The organism is Winogradskyella aurantiaca (assembly GCF_003362725.1).
In the GTDB taxonomy this organism is placed as follows: domain Bacteria; phylum Bacteroidota; class Bacteroidia; order Flavobacteriales; family Flavobacteriaceae; genus Winogradskyella_A; species Winogradskyella_A aurantiaca.
This window is the reverse complement of sequence record NZ_QKTV01000001.1, coordinates 421,676-439,786: the sequence shown is the minus strand read 5'-3', so window position 1 is coordinate 439,786 and position 18,111 is coordinate 421,676. Positions and strand designations below refer to the sequence as shown.

Genomic DNA, 18,111 nt, shown 5'->3' with positions numbered 1-18,111 from the left:
TATCAAGCACTGTTTAAACGGTCACTTTTATGAGTCAAAAAACCTTTTTTGTAACGGGTATTGGAACGGATGTTGGTAAAACGATTGCTGCGGCCATACTAACTGAAGCTCTTGAATCTGATTATTGGAAACCGGTTCAGGCTGGAGATCTAGACAATAGCGACACGCATAAGGTACGTCGTTATGTGACTAATAAAAAAACCATATTCCATCCTAATAGTTTTGCTCTAAATACACCAATGAGCCCACATGGTGCGGCCAAAATTGACGGACTGAATATTACTCTTGATCTAATTTCCAGACCAAAAACTAAGAACCATCTTGTTATCGAAGGAGCAGGTGGCTTATTGGTACCACTGAATAACAAGGATACAGTAATGGATCTCATTCAACCAAAAGACCATGTTATCGTCGTATCTAGACATTATTTAGGTAGTATTAACCATACCCTAATGACTTTAAAACTCTTGAAAAATGAAGGCTTCAATGTTTCTCTTATCTATAGCGGGGACAAACATGATTCAACAGAATCCATCATAGATACCATGACTAAAACCCCGGTAATTGGTCGAATTGAAAACGAACCTTACATCGATCAAAACGTTATTAAAGAATACGCCCAACATTTCAAACCCAATCTTTTATGACCTATAAAGAACGGGATAAGCAACACCTCTGGCACCCCCTAACCCAGCATCAGGTCCATCCAGAAAGCACAGCGATTGTGAGAGCTGAAGGATGCACGCTTTTTGATGAGGATGGCCACTCTTACATTGATGCTATTGCTTCCTGGTATACCTGTATGTACGGTCATTGTAATCTATATATTACCTCAAAGGTTTCTGCACAGATGCAGACCTTGGATCAAGTGGTATTTAGCAGTATGACCCATCCTCCTGCAATTGAATTGGCCGAAGCTTTAGTTAGCATCCTCCCAAATAATCAAGAGAAATTATTTTTTAGCGATAACGGCTCCACCGCTGTGGAAGTGGGTATTAAAATGGCCTTGCAGTACCATTTCAACAAAGGGGAACGACGACATGTACTCATTGCTTTTGAAGATGGATTTCACGGAGACACATTTGGTGCTATGAGTGTCTCTGGGTTATCAGTTTACAACGGACCTTTTGAAGACTTTTTTCTAGAAGTAAAACGCATTCCAACTCCAGATGGTTCCAATCATGAGCGTATTATTGAGCAGCTTAAAGACCTTTCAAAAGATCATAAAATAGCGGCCTTTGTTTATGAACCATTGGTACAGGGTGCAGCCGCTATGCAAATGCACAACAAAAATGGATTGGACCAAATTCTACAATTCTGTAAAACTCACGGAATCATAACGGTGGCCGATGAAGTCATGACTGGCTTTGGAAAAACCGGAAAACACTTTGCCTCACTTCATTTGACAACACAACCTGATGTAATTTGTTTGAGTAAAGCACTAACAGCAGGTTTATTACCCATGGCCATTACCAGCTGTTCTCTAGAGATTTATGAAGCCTTTCTCAGCGATGATATTACTAAGGGATTCTTCCATGGTCATACGTACTCAGCCAACCCTCTGGCTTGTACTGCTGCGCTAGCAGGAATCGAATTACTACTTTCTGAAGACATGCAAGAGAATATCCAAAATATCATACACTCGCACCAGGGCTTTGGTGAACATATAGCCCAGCATCCTAAGGTAAAATCCGTACGTCAAACTGGAATTATATTTGCTCTGGACATCAATACAAAAATGGAACGATATGGTAATTTAAGGGACCGCTTGTTTCAATTTTTTATGGATCATGGGGTGTTTTTGCGCCCTCTTGGAAACACCATATATATCTTAGCACCTTTTACTATTTCTCAGGGTGAATTAAACACAATTTATCAGGTGATTGAGTCGGCCCTGGACTCGGTGATTTAGATCAATTACCATGCTTTATTTCGAATTTGAAGACTTATTTTTGCCTCAAATCAATTCAGCTTGCACGATCCCATTCACATAACTGCACTCTCTACAAGTTCTGCTCTTGGCCATAACAGACAAGACGTTTGGAACAGCTATAAAAGCAGGGGCCATTTGCTTACTTCGGTTGATGGTAATTGGGTAGCTCAGTTGTCTGATACTGCAACTAAAGAACTCAACACAATTCAGCAAGAATCCCAATACAGAACTCTTGACAAAACGGCTCACTTGGCTCTTCAATGTAGTCGTGCAGCCTTCAAAGAATCTGGCTGGAATGGTGATTTTAATTTTGGAATCAACATTGGGTCCTCTCGAGGAGCCACGGGGTTATTTGAACAGTATTACGATGATTTTAAGCAGTTAAAAAAAGTATCACCTCTAAGTTCACCGAGTACCACTTTAGGCAATATATCCTCCTGGGTGGCACATGACCTCAAAAGTAGAGGTCCTGTAATATCACATTCCATCACATGCTCCACGGCTCTGCATGCCATATTAAATGGTATGGCCTGGATTAAAGGGGGTTTAAGCACAAAATTTATGGCAGGTGGTGCCGAAGCCCCCTTGACACCATTTACCATTGGTCAGATGAAAGCCTTAAAGATTTATTCTAAAGAAAATGGGTCTTACCCTTGTCGTGCCTTAGATATGACTAAAATGCAGAATACAATGGTCCTATCGGAAGCAGCAGGCATGGTTTGCCTGGAGGGTGGGCAACCTAATCATTCTTTAGGCCAGATCATTGGCTTTGGCTATGCTACAGAACCCCTAGCTCATGGAGCCTCATTATCATCTAATGCGCAATGTATACAAGATGCCATGGCCATGGCTTTAGGCGAGTTTAAGCCTGATGATATAGATGTTGTTATTACCCATACACCTGGAACCATAAAGGGAGATCTGGCCGAATATGAAGCGATAAAATCGATATTTAAGAATAAAGTTCCGGCTTTAACCACTAACAAATGGCAAGTAGGTCACAGTTTGGGTGCTTCTGGATTATTAAGCATCGAAATGGGCTTGCTCATGCTTGAGCATCAGGAGTTTCTTGAGGTTCCTTTCCTAGACCAAGAGCCACCCTCTAAACTGTCTAAGATTATGGTAAATGCCGTGGGATTTGGGGGAAATGCCGTTTCACTTCTATTGTCAAAAGCCCAATAGAATGTCATTAATTTAATGACAATTGTTATATCTTTATTTTTTATAGAAACCTATTTTTGTCACAACAAAACAATACCATGAGCGAAGTAAGGCACAATTGGACTAAGGAAGAAATTCTAAATATTTACAACAAACCATTGATGGAATTACTGTATGATGCAGCCACTATTCACAGGCTTCATCACGATCCTAATACCGTACAGGTTTCAACACTATTATCCATAAAAACTGGTGGTTGCTCCGAAGATTGTGGCTACTGCCCACAAGCCGCCCGTTATCATACCAGTGTAGAGGGTAATGACTTAATGAGCGTGCAGCAAGTAAAAGCTCAGGCATTAAGAGCTAAGTCTACTGGGAGTTCTCGTGTATGTATGGGTGCCGCATGGAGAAATGTGAAAGATGGCCCCGAGTTTGATCAGGTATTGGAGATGGTACGCACCATTAACAAACTGGATATGGAGGTGTGTTGTACACTTGGCATGGTTACTGAGAACCAAGCTAAACGCCTGGCAGAAGCTGGTTTATATGCCTACAATCACAATCTGGACTCTTCAGAAGAATATTATAAAGAGGTGATTTCTACCCGTGGTTTCGAAGATCGCCTGGAAACCATCGACAATGTTAGAAAAACCAATGTCACTGTGTGTTCCGGAGGCATCATTGGTATGGGAGAAAAGTTAGAAGATAGAGCTGGTATGTTAGTGGCTTTGTCTACTCTTAACCCACAACCAGAATCTGTGCCCATTAACGCCTTAGTGGCTGTGGAAGGCACGCCATTAGAAGATGAAGAACCAGTGTCGATATGGGAAATGATTCGAATGGTGGCCACCACAAGGATTGTAATGCCAGAAACCCAGGTGCGATTGAGTGCAGGGCGTACTCAAATGTCTCAAGAAGGTCAGGCCATGTGCTTCTTTGCAGGGGCCAATTCTATTTTTGCCGGTGACAAGTTGCTGACTACGCCAAACCCTGATGTGAACGAAGACATGAAATTATTTGGTTTATTAGGGGTCAATCCACAGAAACCTTTCACTAAAAAGGTACAACCTCAAACGGTTGAGGCGGCTGACTCAAAGTACGAAGCCCTTGGTGAAAAACCCAAATGGACACGACCAGAGCATAGCATCGAGCGTAACGAACAAAAGAAACAGGAGGCTAAAGATATCCGTAAACAAGAAAAACAAATTAAGGATTTAGTATCTGAGACAGAATCAGTTAAAAAGTAGAACACTCTACTTTCATTTTTCTGTTGAAAAGATTTCGTAACGTTTTATTAACTTTAGCGGCTGTAAATCTCATGCTATGAAGTTGAATCTGCAAAGCATCCCTAGGGTTTCTACAATTACCAAGGAAGACTTTATTAAAAACTATTTCAAGCCACAAAAACCTGTGGTTATAGAGAAGTTTATTGAAGATTGGCCCGCCTACTCCAAATGGAGCCTCGATTATATGAAAGAGGTGGCAGGTGATAAAACAGTACCACTGTACGATGACCGTCCTGTAGATTATAAAGATGGATTTAATGAGGCCCATGCGACCATGAAAATGAGTGCGTATGTGGACCTCTTAAAACGAGAACCAACCAAATACAGGATATTTCTTTGGAACATATTAAAGGAAGTTCCTGAACTTCAAAAGGACTTTAGCTACCCGGATTTTGGTTTACGTTTGATGAAGGGCCTGCCTATGTTATTCTTTGGTGGAACCGATTCCTATACCTTCATGCATTACGACATTGACCTAGCCAATATCTTTCATTTTCATTTTGAAGGTAAAAAACAATGCATCCTTTTCGATCAAAAGCAAAATCCCTATTTGTATAAGGTGCCACACTCCCTAATTACAAGGGAAGACATTGATTTTGCCAATCCCAATTTTGATAAATGGCCTGCCTTAAAAAAGGCCAAAGGTTGGATCTGTGACCTCAACCATGGTGAAGTCTTATACATGCCAGAAGGTTACTGGCATTACATGCGTTATATTACTCCAGGATTCTCAATGAGCTTAAGAGCCATTGCCCGCAATCCTAAAAACCTTGGAAAAGCGGTTTACAATGTCTTTTTAATGCGTAATTATGATAATTTAATGCGACGCCTCCAGGGACAAAAATGGATCGACTGGAAGAATGAACAGGCTATTGTACGTACCGAGGCTTAATCTTGGACTCATAGCTTTTCGTTAACAATCTCGTAGACCAGATTGGCTTCCCAACCGCGATACAGAAGGTAATCACAAACCTTCTTTTTGCGTTTAAAAGGATGCGGTTCCTTAACAACTGCAATGCGCTTATCTGCTAATTCATCCAGTGCATTATAATAGTCTTCGTCGGAGATTAAAGCAAGTGCTTTCTTAATACTAAACTCTGACAATTCTCGATATTTCAACTCACGTTTTAACCGGAGTCTCCCCCATTTTTTAATACGGAATTTGCCCAATACAAATTGCTCGGCAAAGCGTTGCTCGTTAAGATAGTTGCGCTCAATTAAATGCACTAGAATTAGGTCAATAGCTTCAGGTATCATCTTCATCTGCACCAACTTATCCTTAACGTCTTTATGGCAACGTTCCTGGTAAGTACAGTAGTACTCCATTTTAGCTTTGGCCTCATCCACCGTAAATGACGACTTCTTAATCATAGGGCTAAATCTATGCTAAAATAAAGCTCCTGAATTCTCAAAACATAAAGAATGAGAATTTTGTTTATTTTTAGTCGATTAATCAACCACCCTCATGTTCAGATTTTACGCAATATTACTGTTTATATTAGTGACTTGTATTGGGTATGGGCAGGTTAATGAAAGTTTTGATACCTGGACGGACAATTCTTATGGTGGTATTAGTAGTACAACTCTACCCTCAGGAAATTGGGAGTCAAATAACTCAATTTGTAGTACTGACAATTCAAGAAGTGGACGTGCAGTCAGATTTAACGACGACAGCGGATCAAATCAATATCTACTCTATTCAGGATTAGACGGTAATGGTAAAGACAATGGTCTTGGCACAATATCTTTCTGGTATAGGCATTGGGATGGGGATGGGAGTTCTGTGCAATTCCAAACACAGTATAGTTTAAATTCTGGGACAACGTGGATAAATATTGGGAGTATCGTAGATGTGACTTCGACCACATATCAACAATTCAATGAAACTTTAAATATTGTTAATGATGATATTTTTATTCGAATAATATCAATATCAGATGATGAAAGACTGTTGATCGATGACATTGAAATTAATGATTTTACCAGTTTTTCGACAGTAGACTTTGCCAATCTTCAGTCCCCAGCCACAGGTAATACCAATCGTTGTAATGAGTATTACGTCTATGCCAGAGTTAATGTGGACGGAGTTACTAATAATTCAGGCGAAAGCGGGGATATTGAAGCTTGGATTGGATATTCAACCACCAATACAGACCCGAGCACATGGGCATCTTCCAATTGGGTAAGCGCAGGGTTTTTTGCAGAATATGGAAATAATGATGAATATAGAGGGGATTTAGGTCCAGAATTGGATACTGACGGCACTTATTACTACGCTAGTCGATTTAGATATGACGGAGGTCCCTATGCCTATGGTGGATACAATGCAGGCGGTGGTGGTTTTTGGGATGGCGCATCCAATAATAGCGGTGAAGTAACCATAACCAATGAAACAGCAGGATTTGCAAGTATACAATATCCTTATTCTGGAAGTATTGATCTCTGCGAAAACTTTAATGTCTATGGTCGGGTGTATCAAGCTGGAATTACTGATCCTCCAGGCCAAGGAGCAAATATCACCGCCTGGATCGGTTATAATAACATAAGTCAATCCTATAATGTGACTTCGGCAACTGGATGGACTTGGATCGAAGCTACCTATAATGGAGACATTGGTAACGATGATGAATATGTAGCAACTATTGACGGTTCCATTTTACCTCCAGGAGAATATTATTATGCCAGTCGATTTCAAATTAATTGTAACGACTATTCCTATGGAGGTATACTACCTGACGGAACTGGTAATTTTTGGGGGGTTCCTTCAGCTGGGGGAACACCTTATAGTGGTACACTTACTGTAAACGACCCCGGTACTGCCAACGTGGTGATTTCTGAGATCATGTACAGTACTTCGGGAGTTGATGATGAATGGATCGAGATCTGTAATGTTTCAGGATCTAGCCAGGACCTTAGTTTTTATGAAATTGAAGTTGGCGGAAGTTCAGAATTTCAATTTCCCTGTGGGACAGTAATTGCCGACAATGCATGTATTACCATTAGTCTTGGTGATGGTGGTGAATCTGAATATAACCCTGGATGTCCTTTCACAGCAGATTATTCCAACGGTTCTGGAACGGGGACCTTACCAAACTCAACCACAACCATAGAACTGGTTTCATTTGATGATTCTGTTATTGACACTGTCACCTACAATACCACTGACGGCGGCAATAATACAGATGGTTCTTTGCATGTGATTGACTTATTTCAGGATAATTCCTCTACCTCAAGCAATTGGTTTGAAGTCTTATATGGTGGCAGTGAAGGCAGTACAAGTCTCGTATCCACTTGTGCGCCTATGACGGCGGAATTAGATGTGGAACGAAATACCTATGCCAGCATCGCCGAAAATGCCATTGCAAGTACAGGTAACAATACGATATTTTCTCAAACAGCAATTGGAACAACCTCATCAGCTAAGATTTATTACATCAGAAATGAAGGAACTGCAGCGTTAAACATTAGTTCAATTTCATCATCTAATGCAACAGAATTCAGTTTGGTAACCAATCCAGCACCGGTTAACAATCTTGGATTTATTCCTCCCAATGACGTGGTGTCATTTGAAATAGCATTCTCACCTTCAGGATTAGGAACCAGAAACGCCACTATTTCAATTAACAGCAATGACCCCGATACTTCACCATTTAGACTCAATGTACAAGGCGAAGGAGAATGTGCCAATGTCTTGAGTATTTCTCCCGAAGAGGGACCAAGAAATACAGTTGTTACGGCGATAGGAACTAATTTTGGTGAATCTACCACGGCTAGTCTCGATGGCATAAGTGCTACCGTTACTGTTATATCCAGTACAGAAATAAAAATCACCATACCTAGTGGTGCTTCTACTAGTAATTTGATTGTCAATAATGATTTAGACTGTGATTTAAGTGCTCCTTTTAATGTAATTGATGACCTTATTTCATCCTGCGAGGGATCCTCAGGAATTGTACCAACAAGTTTATTTATAAGTGAGGTGACAGATAAGGGAGTTGGTTCCCATTCTTACATTGAGATTTATAACGGCACTGGAAGCACAGTAGATTTAGATGATTATGAAATTAGAATTCATAACAATGGACAAACAAGTGCCACAAGCGTTATTCCCTTAAGTAGTAATTTACTCAATAATGACATTTATGTCATTGGAATTGGCGGAACCGATGCCACTGATCCGGAAGGAGGGTATGTTGCAGATCAGTTTAGCGGTGTTGGTGGTATTAATGAAGATGACAACATAAGACTGTATTTTGATGATGGTCTTACTGAATCCTGGATAGACTTATGGGGAGATACCAGTGGTGATGCCTTCACTATAAGTTCAAAAGACTATACCTATAGAAGAAAAAATACTGGAATAACTGCACCTAGTACAACATGGGATCCAGATGATTGGAATGCACTCACTCCGGTAAATTATACTGACATTGGCACCTTTGATTTCTCTGTAGGCACCCCACCGTCAGTATCAATTGAACCTTCAGATCTTGAGGACATTTGTTCCAAATCAGCCACAATAACAGTAGAAGGTGAACAGGGATCTGCTGGAGGCAAAGAGCTTACCTACCAGTGGTACGTGCATGTCCCGGGAGATTCAAATTGGACAGAAATAAGTGACAGCTCATTATACAACAATTTCACCACTGCAACGCTTGACATTTTAAATACTTATAATTTGGACGGTTACCAATACTATTGCCAGATTAGAGAAGATGATGCTACTTGTTATACAGCTTCCCAGGCGGTTATGCTGACCTTAAAACGAAGCGTTTGGAATGGAAGTGTCTGGCTACCCTCGGATCCCGACCTCAGTACGATTGCCGTATTATCCAACGACCTAACTGTAACAAACGCAAATAGTTTTAGTGCTTGTCAGTTATTTGTTGGGAGCCCCTTTGCGCTGAATATCGGCAATAATGCTTATATAGAAATACAGAACGATCTCTATGCCGACGGCAATGTGACCATAGAAACCTCAGGCGCTTTAGTTCAAAATTCTGAAACTGCTGAAGTATCGGGTGCTGGTACCATGCTTGTTAATAAAACTACCTCTGTTTTAGAGACCTTGTATGACTATACCTATTGGAGTTCTCCTGTAGATCAACCCGAAATTGCAACAGCTGCCTTGGTCAATGCCAATCCTGAACGTATCTTCTGGTTCAATGCACAAAACTATGAAGATAGACAAGCAGAGATAGGAAATACCGGAGGATTCAACGTTGGTGAACAAGATGATATTGATGATGATGGCAATGATTGGACTTTAGCAACGGCCTCTAGCAATATGACCAACGGATTAGGCTATGCAGCTACCCATAAATCCTCGCTTTACAACGGTTCAGGGCAATATCCTTATTCATTTTCGGGACAATTTAATACAGGTCCAATAAGTGTAGACATCTATAGAAACGATGCTACTAGTAATGACACTAATTGGAATCTTGTGGGCAATCCATACCCTTCAGCTATTAGTATTATGGATTTTTTTGATTTGAACACATTTGACGCTACAGACAATCCTACCGGTGCAATAGATGGTGCCCTGTACATTTGGTCCCAAAGTACTCTCCCTAGTTCGGTTAACAGTGGAAACCAACAAATTAATTTCTCAAATGATGATTATTTTATAGTAAATTCTACTGGTGTCATTTCACCAAATACAGAGGGAGACCAACTTACCAATCCCTATATCCCTTCTGGTCAGGCATTTTTTATTTCGATGAGTGATGATCCTCAAGTACAAGTAGTTGATGTGGATGGAACAATTAAGAGAGCTGAAGTTAGCTTTACTAATGCCATGAGACATACAGGTTATAACAATGAATTTTTCCGAAATAACAATGGCATTGGTGGGTTCAACAAGATTTGGCTTAATATCAATGTGGAAAATGGCATGCTGTGTCAAACCCTCATTGGTTATTTGCCGGACGCATCAGCAGAATATGATGGAGCAAGGTTTGATGCCAAAAGACATTTGTCTTCCTCCAAACCGGCCTTATTGTACTCAACCATTGAGGGTAATTCTCAGAAATTTGGAATTCAAGCAAAAGCACAATCAGACTTAACAACAGATGAGATAATTCCCTTAGGGTTTGAGTCAAAATTTGATACCCCAGTTGTATTTAATATTTCTATAGACCATTACATTGGTGATTTTATGGAAGCTGAATCCATTTACATAATTGATCAATATCTCAATATTGCTCACAATCTCAAGGATTCAAATTATTATTTTACTAGTGAGTCGGGTATTTTCTTAGATAGATTTTTAATAGGTTTTTCAGATGCTTTGTTAAGTATACCGGATGACAAATCACCAGATAACCAACTCCTTATCTATCCTGAGAATGGTAATTATTGGACATTCAAAATAAACGGCCCTTCACCAATAATACGCATTCAACTTTTTGATTTACTTGGAAGACTCCTGTACGACCTGCATCCGAATAACTATATAGCCACATATAATTTACCTAATTTATCCAATGGCCCATTTATAGCAAGGGTAGAATTATCAAATATGGCAATATTTACCAAAAAAGTAATAAGGAATTAATTATATGCTGTAACGGAGCGACAGGATCACATTAGTTCCAGGACCAGCAATCCCAGAGGAGTAAGGTCGGTACAATTGGTTGGTGAGATTCTCGACGCTGGCAATAAGCCTCCACTGGTCTGCCAACTGGTAACTGGATCTAAAGTTTAGGGTATACCATGACGGTGAATAGGGGTTGCCATTGGCATCCTTTGCATAGATAAAAGGCTTGGCCCTTTCTGATGGCGCCAGATTTTCAAAGGTGATTTCTGCATTATAGACCGCAAAGAAATCCAACTCAAAACTGTCATTAGCCCATTTAATATGCGTACGTCCAAAATTGGGGGATACATGCCTAACCGGCACCTCAGTACCATCGGCATCCTTTTCCCTGCCATCCACTATATTGTACTGGGTCAATAAACTCAGGTGCTCGGTAAAATTGACCAGAGCTCCAATTTCGAAACCATATAGCCAGGCCTGTGAGGCATTTTGTATGGCCTGTACCCTGCTTAATTCCCCATCGTAAATTATAAACTCTTCACCATTCAAAGTGAAATCGCGACGCACCATGGCATTGTCAAGAAAGGTATAATAAGTACCCAGATCAATGATTACTTTATTGGAGAAATTTAGCTTTAAGCCCAAGTCCGCACCATAGGCATATTCCGATCGCAGATCCTTATTGGGCACTACCACCGCACCAGGTTCGGAGTCAAATACCTTACCCTTATCATCAATATTTGGTGCTCTAAAGGCCGTAGATAGATTAAATTTCCATTGCACTATATCACTAGGCAACCAACTAATTCCCGCAGAGCCAGTAAGGGCACCCGTGTTTAAATTAGCCTCATCAAATGGTAGGTTTAAAAACTGATTGTTCTCCACAAAACTAGCTCTAGAAATCACATGATTGTACCGCAATCCCGATTGGAAAATAAACTTTGGATTGGGCTTAAACTTAACACTGGTATAAGCTGCTACGGATTGCCAGGTGGATCCATTAGGATAGCGTGTGACCGTGGTACTACTTTCTCCAGAATTGATATTTAAGGTATTGGCCTTAGACCCAACCATATTGTATACATACTCCAAGCCATAGTACAGATTAGTTCTTGTGCTTAAACGCTTTTCAAGATCTAAATTGAATGATAACGCATCCACATTTTCAGAGCGCAAGGTTCGTATATCGGACTGAAAGTCACGGTTTTTACGACTTTCTTCAAAATTTTGATATGCAAAGGTCGCCTTGAGCTGGTCATACAGGTTAGAAGTACTGGAGGTCTTTGTCAACTGGGCATTAGCCATAAACCATTGTTGTGGACCATAGTCCCATTCAGCAGAAACAAATTGGCCATCTTCATCGGTTCTGAGTAAGCGGTCATAACGAGGTACATCAGAGGTAGAGGTATAATACAACCCAAAGTCAAAAAACAAATTATCAGAAGGTTCATAATGAGCTTTTTGCATAAGGTTGATCTGGTCATAGCCGGTAGGTACTTGAATTCGAGGGTTTGGGTTATCAACTACCACATCTATATCGTCCTGGCGAATGACATATTGATTTCTTAAGTAATCTTCTGGTCCAAAGACCCCCATCCGTAAGTCATCAAATTTCGAGTAGGAAACACTCGTATAGAAGGCCCATTTTTTTAATCCAAAATTTAGATCTAAATGCCCTGTCAATTCATTATTGGCCGACGAATATCGTGCCACTGCATTGCTTTTAAAATACAACTCATCCTTATAGGATAATTGTGGTTTATTGGTATAAAAACTCATCACACCACCAATGGCATCACTACCATAAACTACCGAGCCTGCTCCAAGAGTAATCTCAGTTTCACGAATGGAAAACGGATCAATAGAGATCACATTTTGTATGTTTCCACCTCTAAAAATAGCATTGTTCATTCGTACCCCATCTACCGTTATTAATAAACGATTGGTAGAAAACCCACGAATCATAGGGCTTCCCCCACCGAGTTGACTTTTTTGAATGAAAACATTACCTGAATTTTCCAATAAATCAGCACTGGTTTGCGGATTAGCCACAACAATATCTGCCGCATCCAGGGTAACAATCTTCTGAACCACGTCTGTTTTTTCCTGAGAGAACTTAGATGCCGATATGACAACTTGATTTAAGTCTTCAATGTTTTCTTCCAGCACCACCACATACCTGAGTGCCGCTAACTCCGATTTTTTAAGTGTGCGTTTTATAAATAGAAAGTTCTGAAAAAGGAGGTCCTCGTCCGCGTCAAAAATGGTTACATCGGCGAGTCCGTTAAGGTCCGTTATGACGTATTTGGATTTACTAAGGTTATAGATGGCCACCCCCTCAATTGGCAAATTATCAATAGCATCAACAACCTTTACCTGTTGAGCACAGAGATTTAAGGCAAACCACAAGCTAATGACAGTTGTTAAGGCTTTTTTATAACCAAAAACACGATATTGTGTTTTGTATACCATAAGATAGACGCTTCAAACTACTCATTAGATTTACTGAAAAACATCAATAAATACCTGAAGAGATTTGGGCTTTTTAAAATTTCCCAAATGTAGCTCAAAATATACTAATAGCGTCTTTAATAAATCGCGCCTTTCTGTAATGTTTAACTTTATTTGATCTACAGTTGAAAAATCAGCGTCCAGCAATAGTTTAAATTGGTTTTTAAGCTGTCCTTCTAATGCGTAAACCGACGATTTTTCCACCTCAAATAAACCTGACTCCAAATTAAAGTACGGAGAATCATCCTTAGACGTATCAGGATAAAACCCGAGATGCTTGGTTAACCTAAGAAGGAATAACAAATGGAAATTGGCAAAATTACCAGACACATCAAGGAATTGAATAGCCGTTTCAATAAAGGTAAATAGCTCCAAATCTGCCTCCTCCTCTTTAAGAACAGTAGACAATACTTCAGCTATAAAAACACTTAATGATGCTTTAAGGACATTAGTGTGTATGGATTTTAGTGGAATATAGCTTCTCACTTCCTTTAAAAACTGTAACGATCGTCCTGGTATATAATTTTCTTCGATCTCCAAAAGCATTAAAGGCTGAAAAAAAACCGCCTTTGTTTTGGACCGCTTCGATTTTAAAACTCCCTTTTGCAGGTAACTGACTACACCTCTTTTATTGGTATAACACTTTACAATGAGATCATTTTCTTTATACCTAAGCGTTGATAGTACTATAGCCTTGCCCTTACTCTGCATACTACCTGATGATCAACAGCTTAAGAACCTTGGTCTCAAAAGTATCCAAATCAGTAATCATGATGACATATACTCCAGAGGCAACAATATTATTCGCGAGGTTTTTACCATTCCAAACCGCCGTACCACCGTCAATGGCAAAATTATATCCAGCTGTTGACGATCTCAGGTTAATTCTTGACTGCGCCTCAGCAACAAGATTCCCCTCAATATCGGTTATTTTAATGTTGACATCTTCGGTTAACCCTGCAATCTTGATTCCTTTTGTAATATCATTTAAATTATCAAATCCTAAAATTTCATATTCAGGCCTTACAGGATTGGGGTATACATAGGCCTCACTTAAATTATCCTCAGGTGCAGATCCTCCCGCAAGAAAGGCCACCAAACCACGACTTGTGGCAAAATACACCTTCCCGTTATTCTGATCAATGGAAATATCGTTTATACTATTAGAAGGTAATGGTGAGTTGTCTTCTGTAAAATGGAAAATGGTTTGTTGCCCATTAGGGCTAAAATAAAACACCCCTGAATCTACAGTACCAACCCACTTATTGTTAGAACCATCCACTTCAATATCGGTAATATACTGGTCCTCCAGAAGTTCCCTAGGAATACCATCCTCAAGAATAATGATAGAATTTAAAGTGGGAAAAGGGTCTTCAAAGAATCCTCCTGTATTAAACAAAACTCTTAATCCAAAAATAGTTCCAATCCAAAGTTGATTTCTTTGATCCAGAGCCAAAGCGGTAACACGAGGAACGGGCAGATTTTGCTCTTCTGAACTCAAGTTCTTTAAAGGTTCTGATTTGCTTTCATTAAAAGCGAATAACCCATTTGTATAAGCACCAATCCATTTGGTTCCAGAGTTGTCAATTTCCAAATCAAAAAAGCCGATTTCACCTGTTAAAGGATCCCCAATAACATTTGAAAAACTGTAAGATCGCCAAGATCCTGTATTTGGATCAAATGACTTAAGCGGCCTCTCTACTCTACTAGTAACCGACCAAAATAGTCCATTAATATCAAATCCTGAACCAGATACCCTAATATCTGATACATCAGGATTTCCAGGTAAGACCAAAGACTCTAGGCCACTGTTGGTCTCATCGTATAAAACCGTAGGTTCTAAATTATTAAGTACTAGTAAGCCATCATGAAATGAGCTCACATAGGCCTCAGTTGGGTTAGAAGGGTTAGGAGTTATCTTATTTAAAACCCTCGCCCCCAGTAAACTGTCAAATGGTATATTCGTCCATCCTTCCTGTCTGAAATAACTTAAGCCTCTTGAATTTAATGGGAATGGATTTAAGGCTTGTGTAAACTCGCCATAGGTAATAATTAAAGCGTTGGTACCAGAATCAATTCTAAATCCATTATTTCTCAATGGTCCGTTTGGCAATAATTGTAAATATTCACTGGGAGATGCTATGAGGTTGCTTAAAACACCTTGCGATTGTGTTCCAATAAATATTTCATTATTGTTAATGATTGATGAAGTAAATCTAGTATCAAAATCGTCGTTCGGTGCAAAGGTTGTGACTAAGTTAATTTGGTCATCATAAATCAACACTTCATCAGAAAAGGTAACATTTAAATACTGGTCCGATACTTCAGCCTCTTCTGGTACTGCTGAAAAACTGAGAATAGTAGTTGGAATACCAGGTGCTACACGAAACAAACTCCTGTTGGTATTAATAGCATATACATTTGTACTCAGGGTGTTGATGGTTAAAAAATTACCAGTCTGCACAGTACTCCATTGGCTAAAATCAACAAGATTAGGATTGGATAAATCTGCCTTCTTAACCCCATTATTATTTAAACAAGCCGCATAGATTTCGTTATTTAAAACCGTAATTTGATTCACCGTAATCTGTGAGCCACCATCACCCATAAAATAGGTGTCTCCAAATTCCAATCGATCAAGATCGTAAACAGAAATACCATAATTAGTAGCTATATAAATCAAATTTTCATATTCGTAGAAATAATTAATTCTACGGTTTATTGGAGTAATATTTTCCCGTTCCAGAATGTCTACGACGCTCAACACCTGATCGGTCCCAGTAAAGTAAAGCTCAATAAGGCCGTTTTCATACCCTATAAGTAGCGTATTGAATTGTTCACTAAAACGAATGGTTGTAATAGATTGGCCTGACAATCCTTCAATGGTAGTAATGGTATTAATTTCATTCGTTAGCAGATCAAAAGAAAACACGGCGTTCTCTGAAGCCGCATATACTTTATCCGTGCCTGTAGCGACATCTACAATTTCGTTGAATGAAAAATGACCTTCCCACAAACTTGAAAACTCCTGGCAGGTGATCTGCCATGTCCAGAATAGACATCCAAAAATTAAAAGGGCTTTTTTCAGCATTATTAGATATTGCTCAAATATATTAAGGAAACGTAAAAGGCGGATTAAAAGTACCCAACAAAAAAAGCCTTAATTAGAAAATTAAGGCTTTCAATTTCAATAAACTGATTTTATACTACCCCCTGAGCAAGCATTGCATCGGCCACTTTAACAAAGCCTGCTATATTAGCTCCTTTTACATAGTCCACGTACCCAGTGTCGTCTTTTCCATAGGCAATGCAGGATTCATGGATATCATTCATGATCTCTTTTAATTTATCATCTACTTCTTTTCTCGTCCATTTGTAGCGAAGCGAATTCTGAGTCATTTCTAGGCCAGAAGTGGCAACCCCACCGGCGTTAGAAGCCTTTCCAGGTGCAAATAAGATTTTAGCCTCATGGAACACCGCAATCGCTTCATGCGTAGAAGGCATATTAGCCCCTTCACTCACACAAATACATCCGTTGGCGATCAAAGATTTCGCATCCTCTCCGTGCAGCTCATTTTGAGTAGCACAAGGTAATGCCACATCACAGGCAACCTTCCATGGTGTTTCACCTGCCACATAAGTTGCACCAGGATACTTCGCAACATAATCCTTAATACGTCCACGTTTTACATTTTTAAGATCCATGATAAAGGCCAGTTTTTCTTCATCAATACCATCAGCATCATGAATATAACCTGAGGAATCAGACATGGTCAAAACCTTAGCCCCTAACTGCAAACTTTTCTCTGCAGCGAATTGTGCCACATTTCCTGAACCGGAGATCACCACATTTTTACCCTCCATGCTATCCCCTTTCGTATCAAGCATATTTTGTGCAAAGTAAACAGTTCCATAACCCGTAGCTTCCGGTCTTATCAAGGAACCACCCCATGTAAGTCCTTTACCTGTAAGAACTCCTGTAAACTCGTTTCGTAATTTTTTATACATACCAAACAAAAAGCCAATCTCTCTACCTCCAACACCAATATCACCAGCAGGGACATCTGTATCATTTCCAATATGTCTAAATAATTCGCTCATAAAGGCATGGCAGAATCTCATGATCTCATTATCACTCTTCCCTTTAGGATTGAAATCAGACCCTCCTTTACCACCACCCATAGGCAAGGTGGTCAAGCTATTTTTAAATACCTGCTCAAATGCCAGGAACTTAAGAATGCTCATATTAACCGATGGGTGAAAACGTAACCCACCTTTGTATGGTCCAATAGCAGAATTCATTTGAATTCTATAGCCACGATTGACCTGAATTTCACCAGAATCATCAACCCAGCAAACGCGGAAAGAAACAACACGTTCTGGCTCAACCATTCGTAATAGAATGTTCTTGCCATGATAAATATCATGTTGAACAATGTAAGGTATTACAGTTTCTGCAACCTCTTCTACGGCTTGCATGAACTCAGGTTCATTACCGTTTCGTTCTCTTACAAGATTTAAAAAATCTTCAATTTTTTTGTCCATTTTATTAAATGTTAATCGGTGTGGAAATTATTCCCGCAAAGATACATTATCTTTAAAATTGAGCTATTTATTTTTTCATATTATCAAAATATTATCCTTTTTCTAGCAATACCATAATACGAAATCCGTTGAAA

General features: G+C 39.6%; 11 protein-coding genes. 6 read left to right on the top strand and 5 right to left on the bottom strand.

The annotated features are described in order from the left end of the window. Window positions 1-29 precede the first annotated feature (29 nt). The 5 genes from bioD (at window position 30) to DN064_RS02025 (ending at window position 5,272) form a co-directional block, all read left to right on the top strand. Window positions 30-647, top strand: coding sequence for a dethiobiotin synthase (gene bioD / locus DN064_RS02045; RefSeq protein ID WP_115460940.1), 618 nt, complete (start codon window positions 30-32; stop codon window positions 645-647). Beyond that, window positions 644-1,912 (top strand): adenosylmethionine--8-amino-7-oxononanoate transaminase, encoded by a 1,269-nt coding sequence (gene bioA, locus DN064_RS02040; protein WP_115460939.1) that lies wholly within the window; start codon window positions 644-646, stop codon window positions 1,910-1,912. Before bioD ends, bioA begins: the two co-directional genes overlap by 4 nt. 60 nt (window positions 1,913-1,972) lie before the next feature. Further along, complete coding sequence (locus DN064_RS02035; protein ID WP_115460938.1) at window positions 1,973-3,115, top strand: beta-ketoacyl synthase N-terminal-like domain-containing protein; 1,143 nt, start codon at window positions 1,973-1,975, stop codon at window positions 3,113-3,115. 77 nt (window positions 3,116-3,192) lie between these two features. Continuing rightward, window positions 3,193-4,341 (top strand): biotin synthase BioB, encoded by a 1,149-nt coding sequence (gene bioB / locus DN064_RS02030; RefSeq protein ID WP_115460937.1) that lies wholly within the window; start codon window positions 3,193-3,195, stop codon window positions 4,339-4,341. 76 nt (window positions 4,342-4,417) lie between these two features. Further along, window positions 4,418-5,272, top strand: coding sequence for a cupin-like domain-containing protein (locus tag DN064_RS02025; RefSeq protein WP_115460936.1), 855 nt, complete (start codon window positions 4,418-4,420; stop codon window positions 5,270-5,272). A gap of 8 nt (window positions 5,273-5,280) precedes the next feature. On the opposite strand, the gene DN064_RS02020 is transcribed toward DN064_RS02025, so the two are convergent. Next, entirely contained in the window at window positions 5,281-5,751 is a 471-nt protein-coding gene (locus DN064_RS02020; protein WP_115460935.1) for a regulatory protein RecX, read from the bottom strand. A 94-nt stretch (window positions 5,752-5,845) separates the two neighbouring features. Between DN064_RS02020 and DN064_RS02015 the strand changes: the two genes are divergently transcribed. After that, complete coding sequence (locus DN064_RS02015; RefSeq protein ID WP_115460934.1) at window positions 5,846-10,939, top strand: lamin tail domain-containing protein; 5,094 nt, start codon at window positions 5,846-5,848, stop codon at window positions 10,937-10,939. Here DN064_RS02015 and DN064_RS02010 read toward each other — a convergent pair whose 3' ends face one another. The 4 genes from DN064_RS02010 to gdhA all read right to left on the bottom strand — a co-directional run bounded on the left by DN064_RS02010 (window position 10,940) and on the right by gdhA (window position 17,977). Continuing rightward, entirely contained in the window at window positions 10,940-13,393 is a 2,454-nt protein-coding gene (locus DN064_RS02010) for a TonB-dependent receptor plug domain-containing protein (RefSeq protein ID WP_115460933.1), read from the bottom strand. A 30-nt stretch (window positions 13,394-13,423) separates the two neighbouring features. Then, a complete protein-coding gene (gene recO / locus DN064_RS02005) occupies window positions 13,424-14,143 on the bottom strand; it encodes a DNA repair protein RecO (RefSeq protein WP_115460932.1) in 720 nt (239 codons plus the stop codon). A 1-nt stretch (window position 14,144) separates the two neighbouring features. After that, window positions 14,145-16,523, bottom strand: coding sequence for a type IX secretion system anionic LPS delivery protein PorZ (porZ, locus tag DN064_RS02000; protein ID WP_115460931.1), 2,379 nt, complete (start codon window positions 16,521-16,523; stop codon window positions 14,145-14,147). A 110-nt stretch (window positions 16,524-16,633) separates the two neighbouring features. Continuing rightward, window positions 16,634-17,977, bottom strand: coding sequence for an NADP-specific glutamate dehydrogenase (gene gdhA / locus DN064_RS01995; RefSeq protein WP_115460930.1), 1,344 nt, complete (start codon window positions 17,975-17,977; stop codon window positions 16,634-16,636). Between the last annotated feature and the right edge of the window lie 134 nt (window positions 17,978-18,111).

Bases quoted from the DNA above. Each gene is read 5' to 3' on its own strand.
- bioD (WP_115460940.1), top strand. From the start codon at position 30: ATGAGTCAAAAAACCTTTTTTGTAACGGGTATTGGAACGGATGTTGGT.
- DN064_RS02010 (WP_115460933.1), bottom strand. From the start codon at position 13,393: ATGGTATACAAAACACAATATCGTGTTTTTGGTTATAAAAAAGCCTTA.
- DN064_RS02025 (WP_115460936.1), top strand. From the start codon at position 4,418: ATGAAGTTGAATCTGCAAAGCATCCCTAGGGTTTCTACAATTACCAAG.
- recO (WP_115460932.1), bottom strand. From the start codon at position 14,143: ATGCAGAGTAAGGGCAAGGCTATAGTACTATCAACGCTTAGGTATAAA.
- DN064_RS02020 (WP_115460935.1), bottom strand. From the start codon at position 5,751: ATGATTAAGAAGTCGTCATTTACGGTGGATGAGGCCAAAGCTAAAATG.
- DN064_RS02015 (WP_115460934.1), top strand. From the start codon at position 5,846: ATGTTCAGATTTTACGCAATATTACTGTTTATATTAGTGACTTGTATT.
- porZ (WP_115460931.1), bottom strand. From the start codon at position 16,523: ATGCTGAAAAAAGCCCTTTTAATTTTTGGATGTCTATTCTGGACATGG.
- bioA (WP_115460939.1), top strand. From the start codon at position 644: ATGACCTATAAAGAACGGGATAAGCAACACCTCTGGCACCCCCTAACC.
- bioB (WP_115460937.1), top strand. From the start codon at position 3,193: ATGAGCGAAGTAAGGCACAATTGGACTAAGGAAGAAATTCTAAATATT.
- gdhA (WP_115460930.1), bottom strand. From the start codon at position 17,977: ATGGACAAAAAAATTGAAGATTTTTTAAATCTTGTAAGAGAACGAAAC.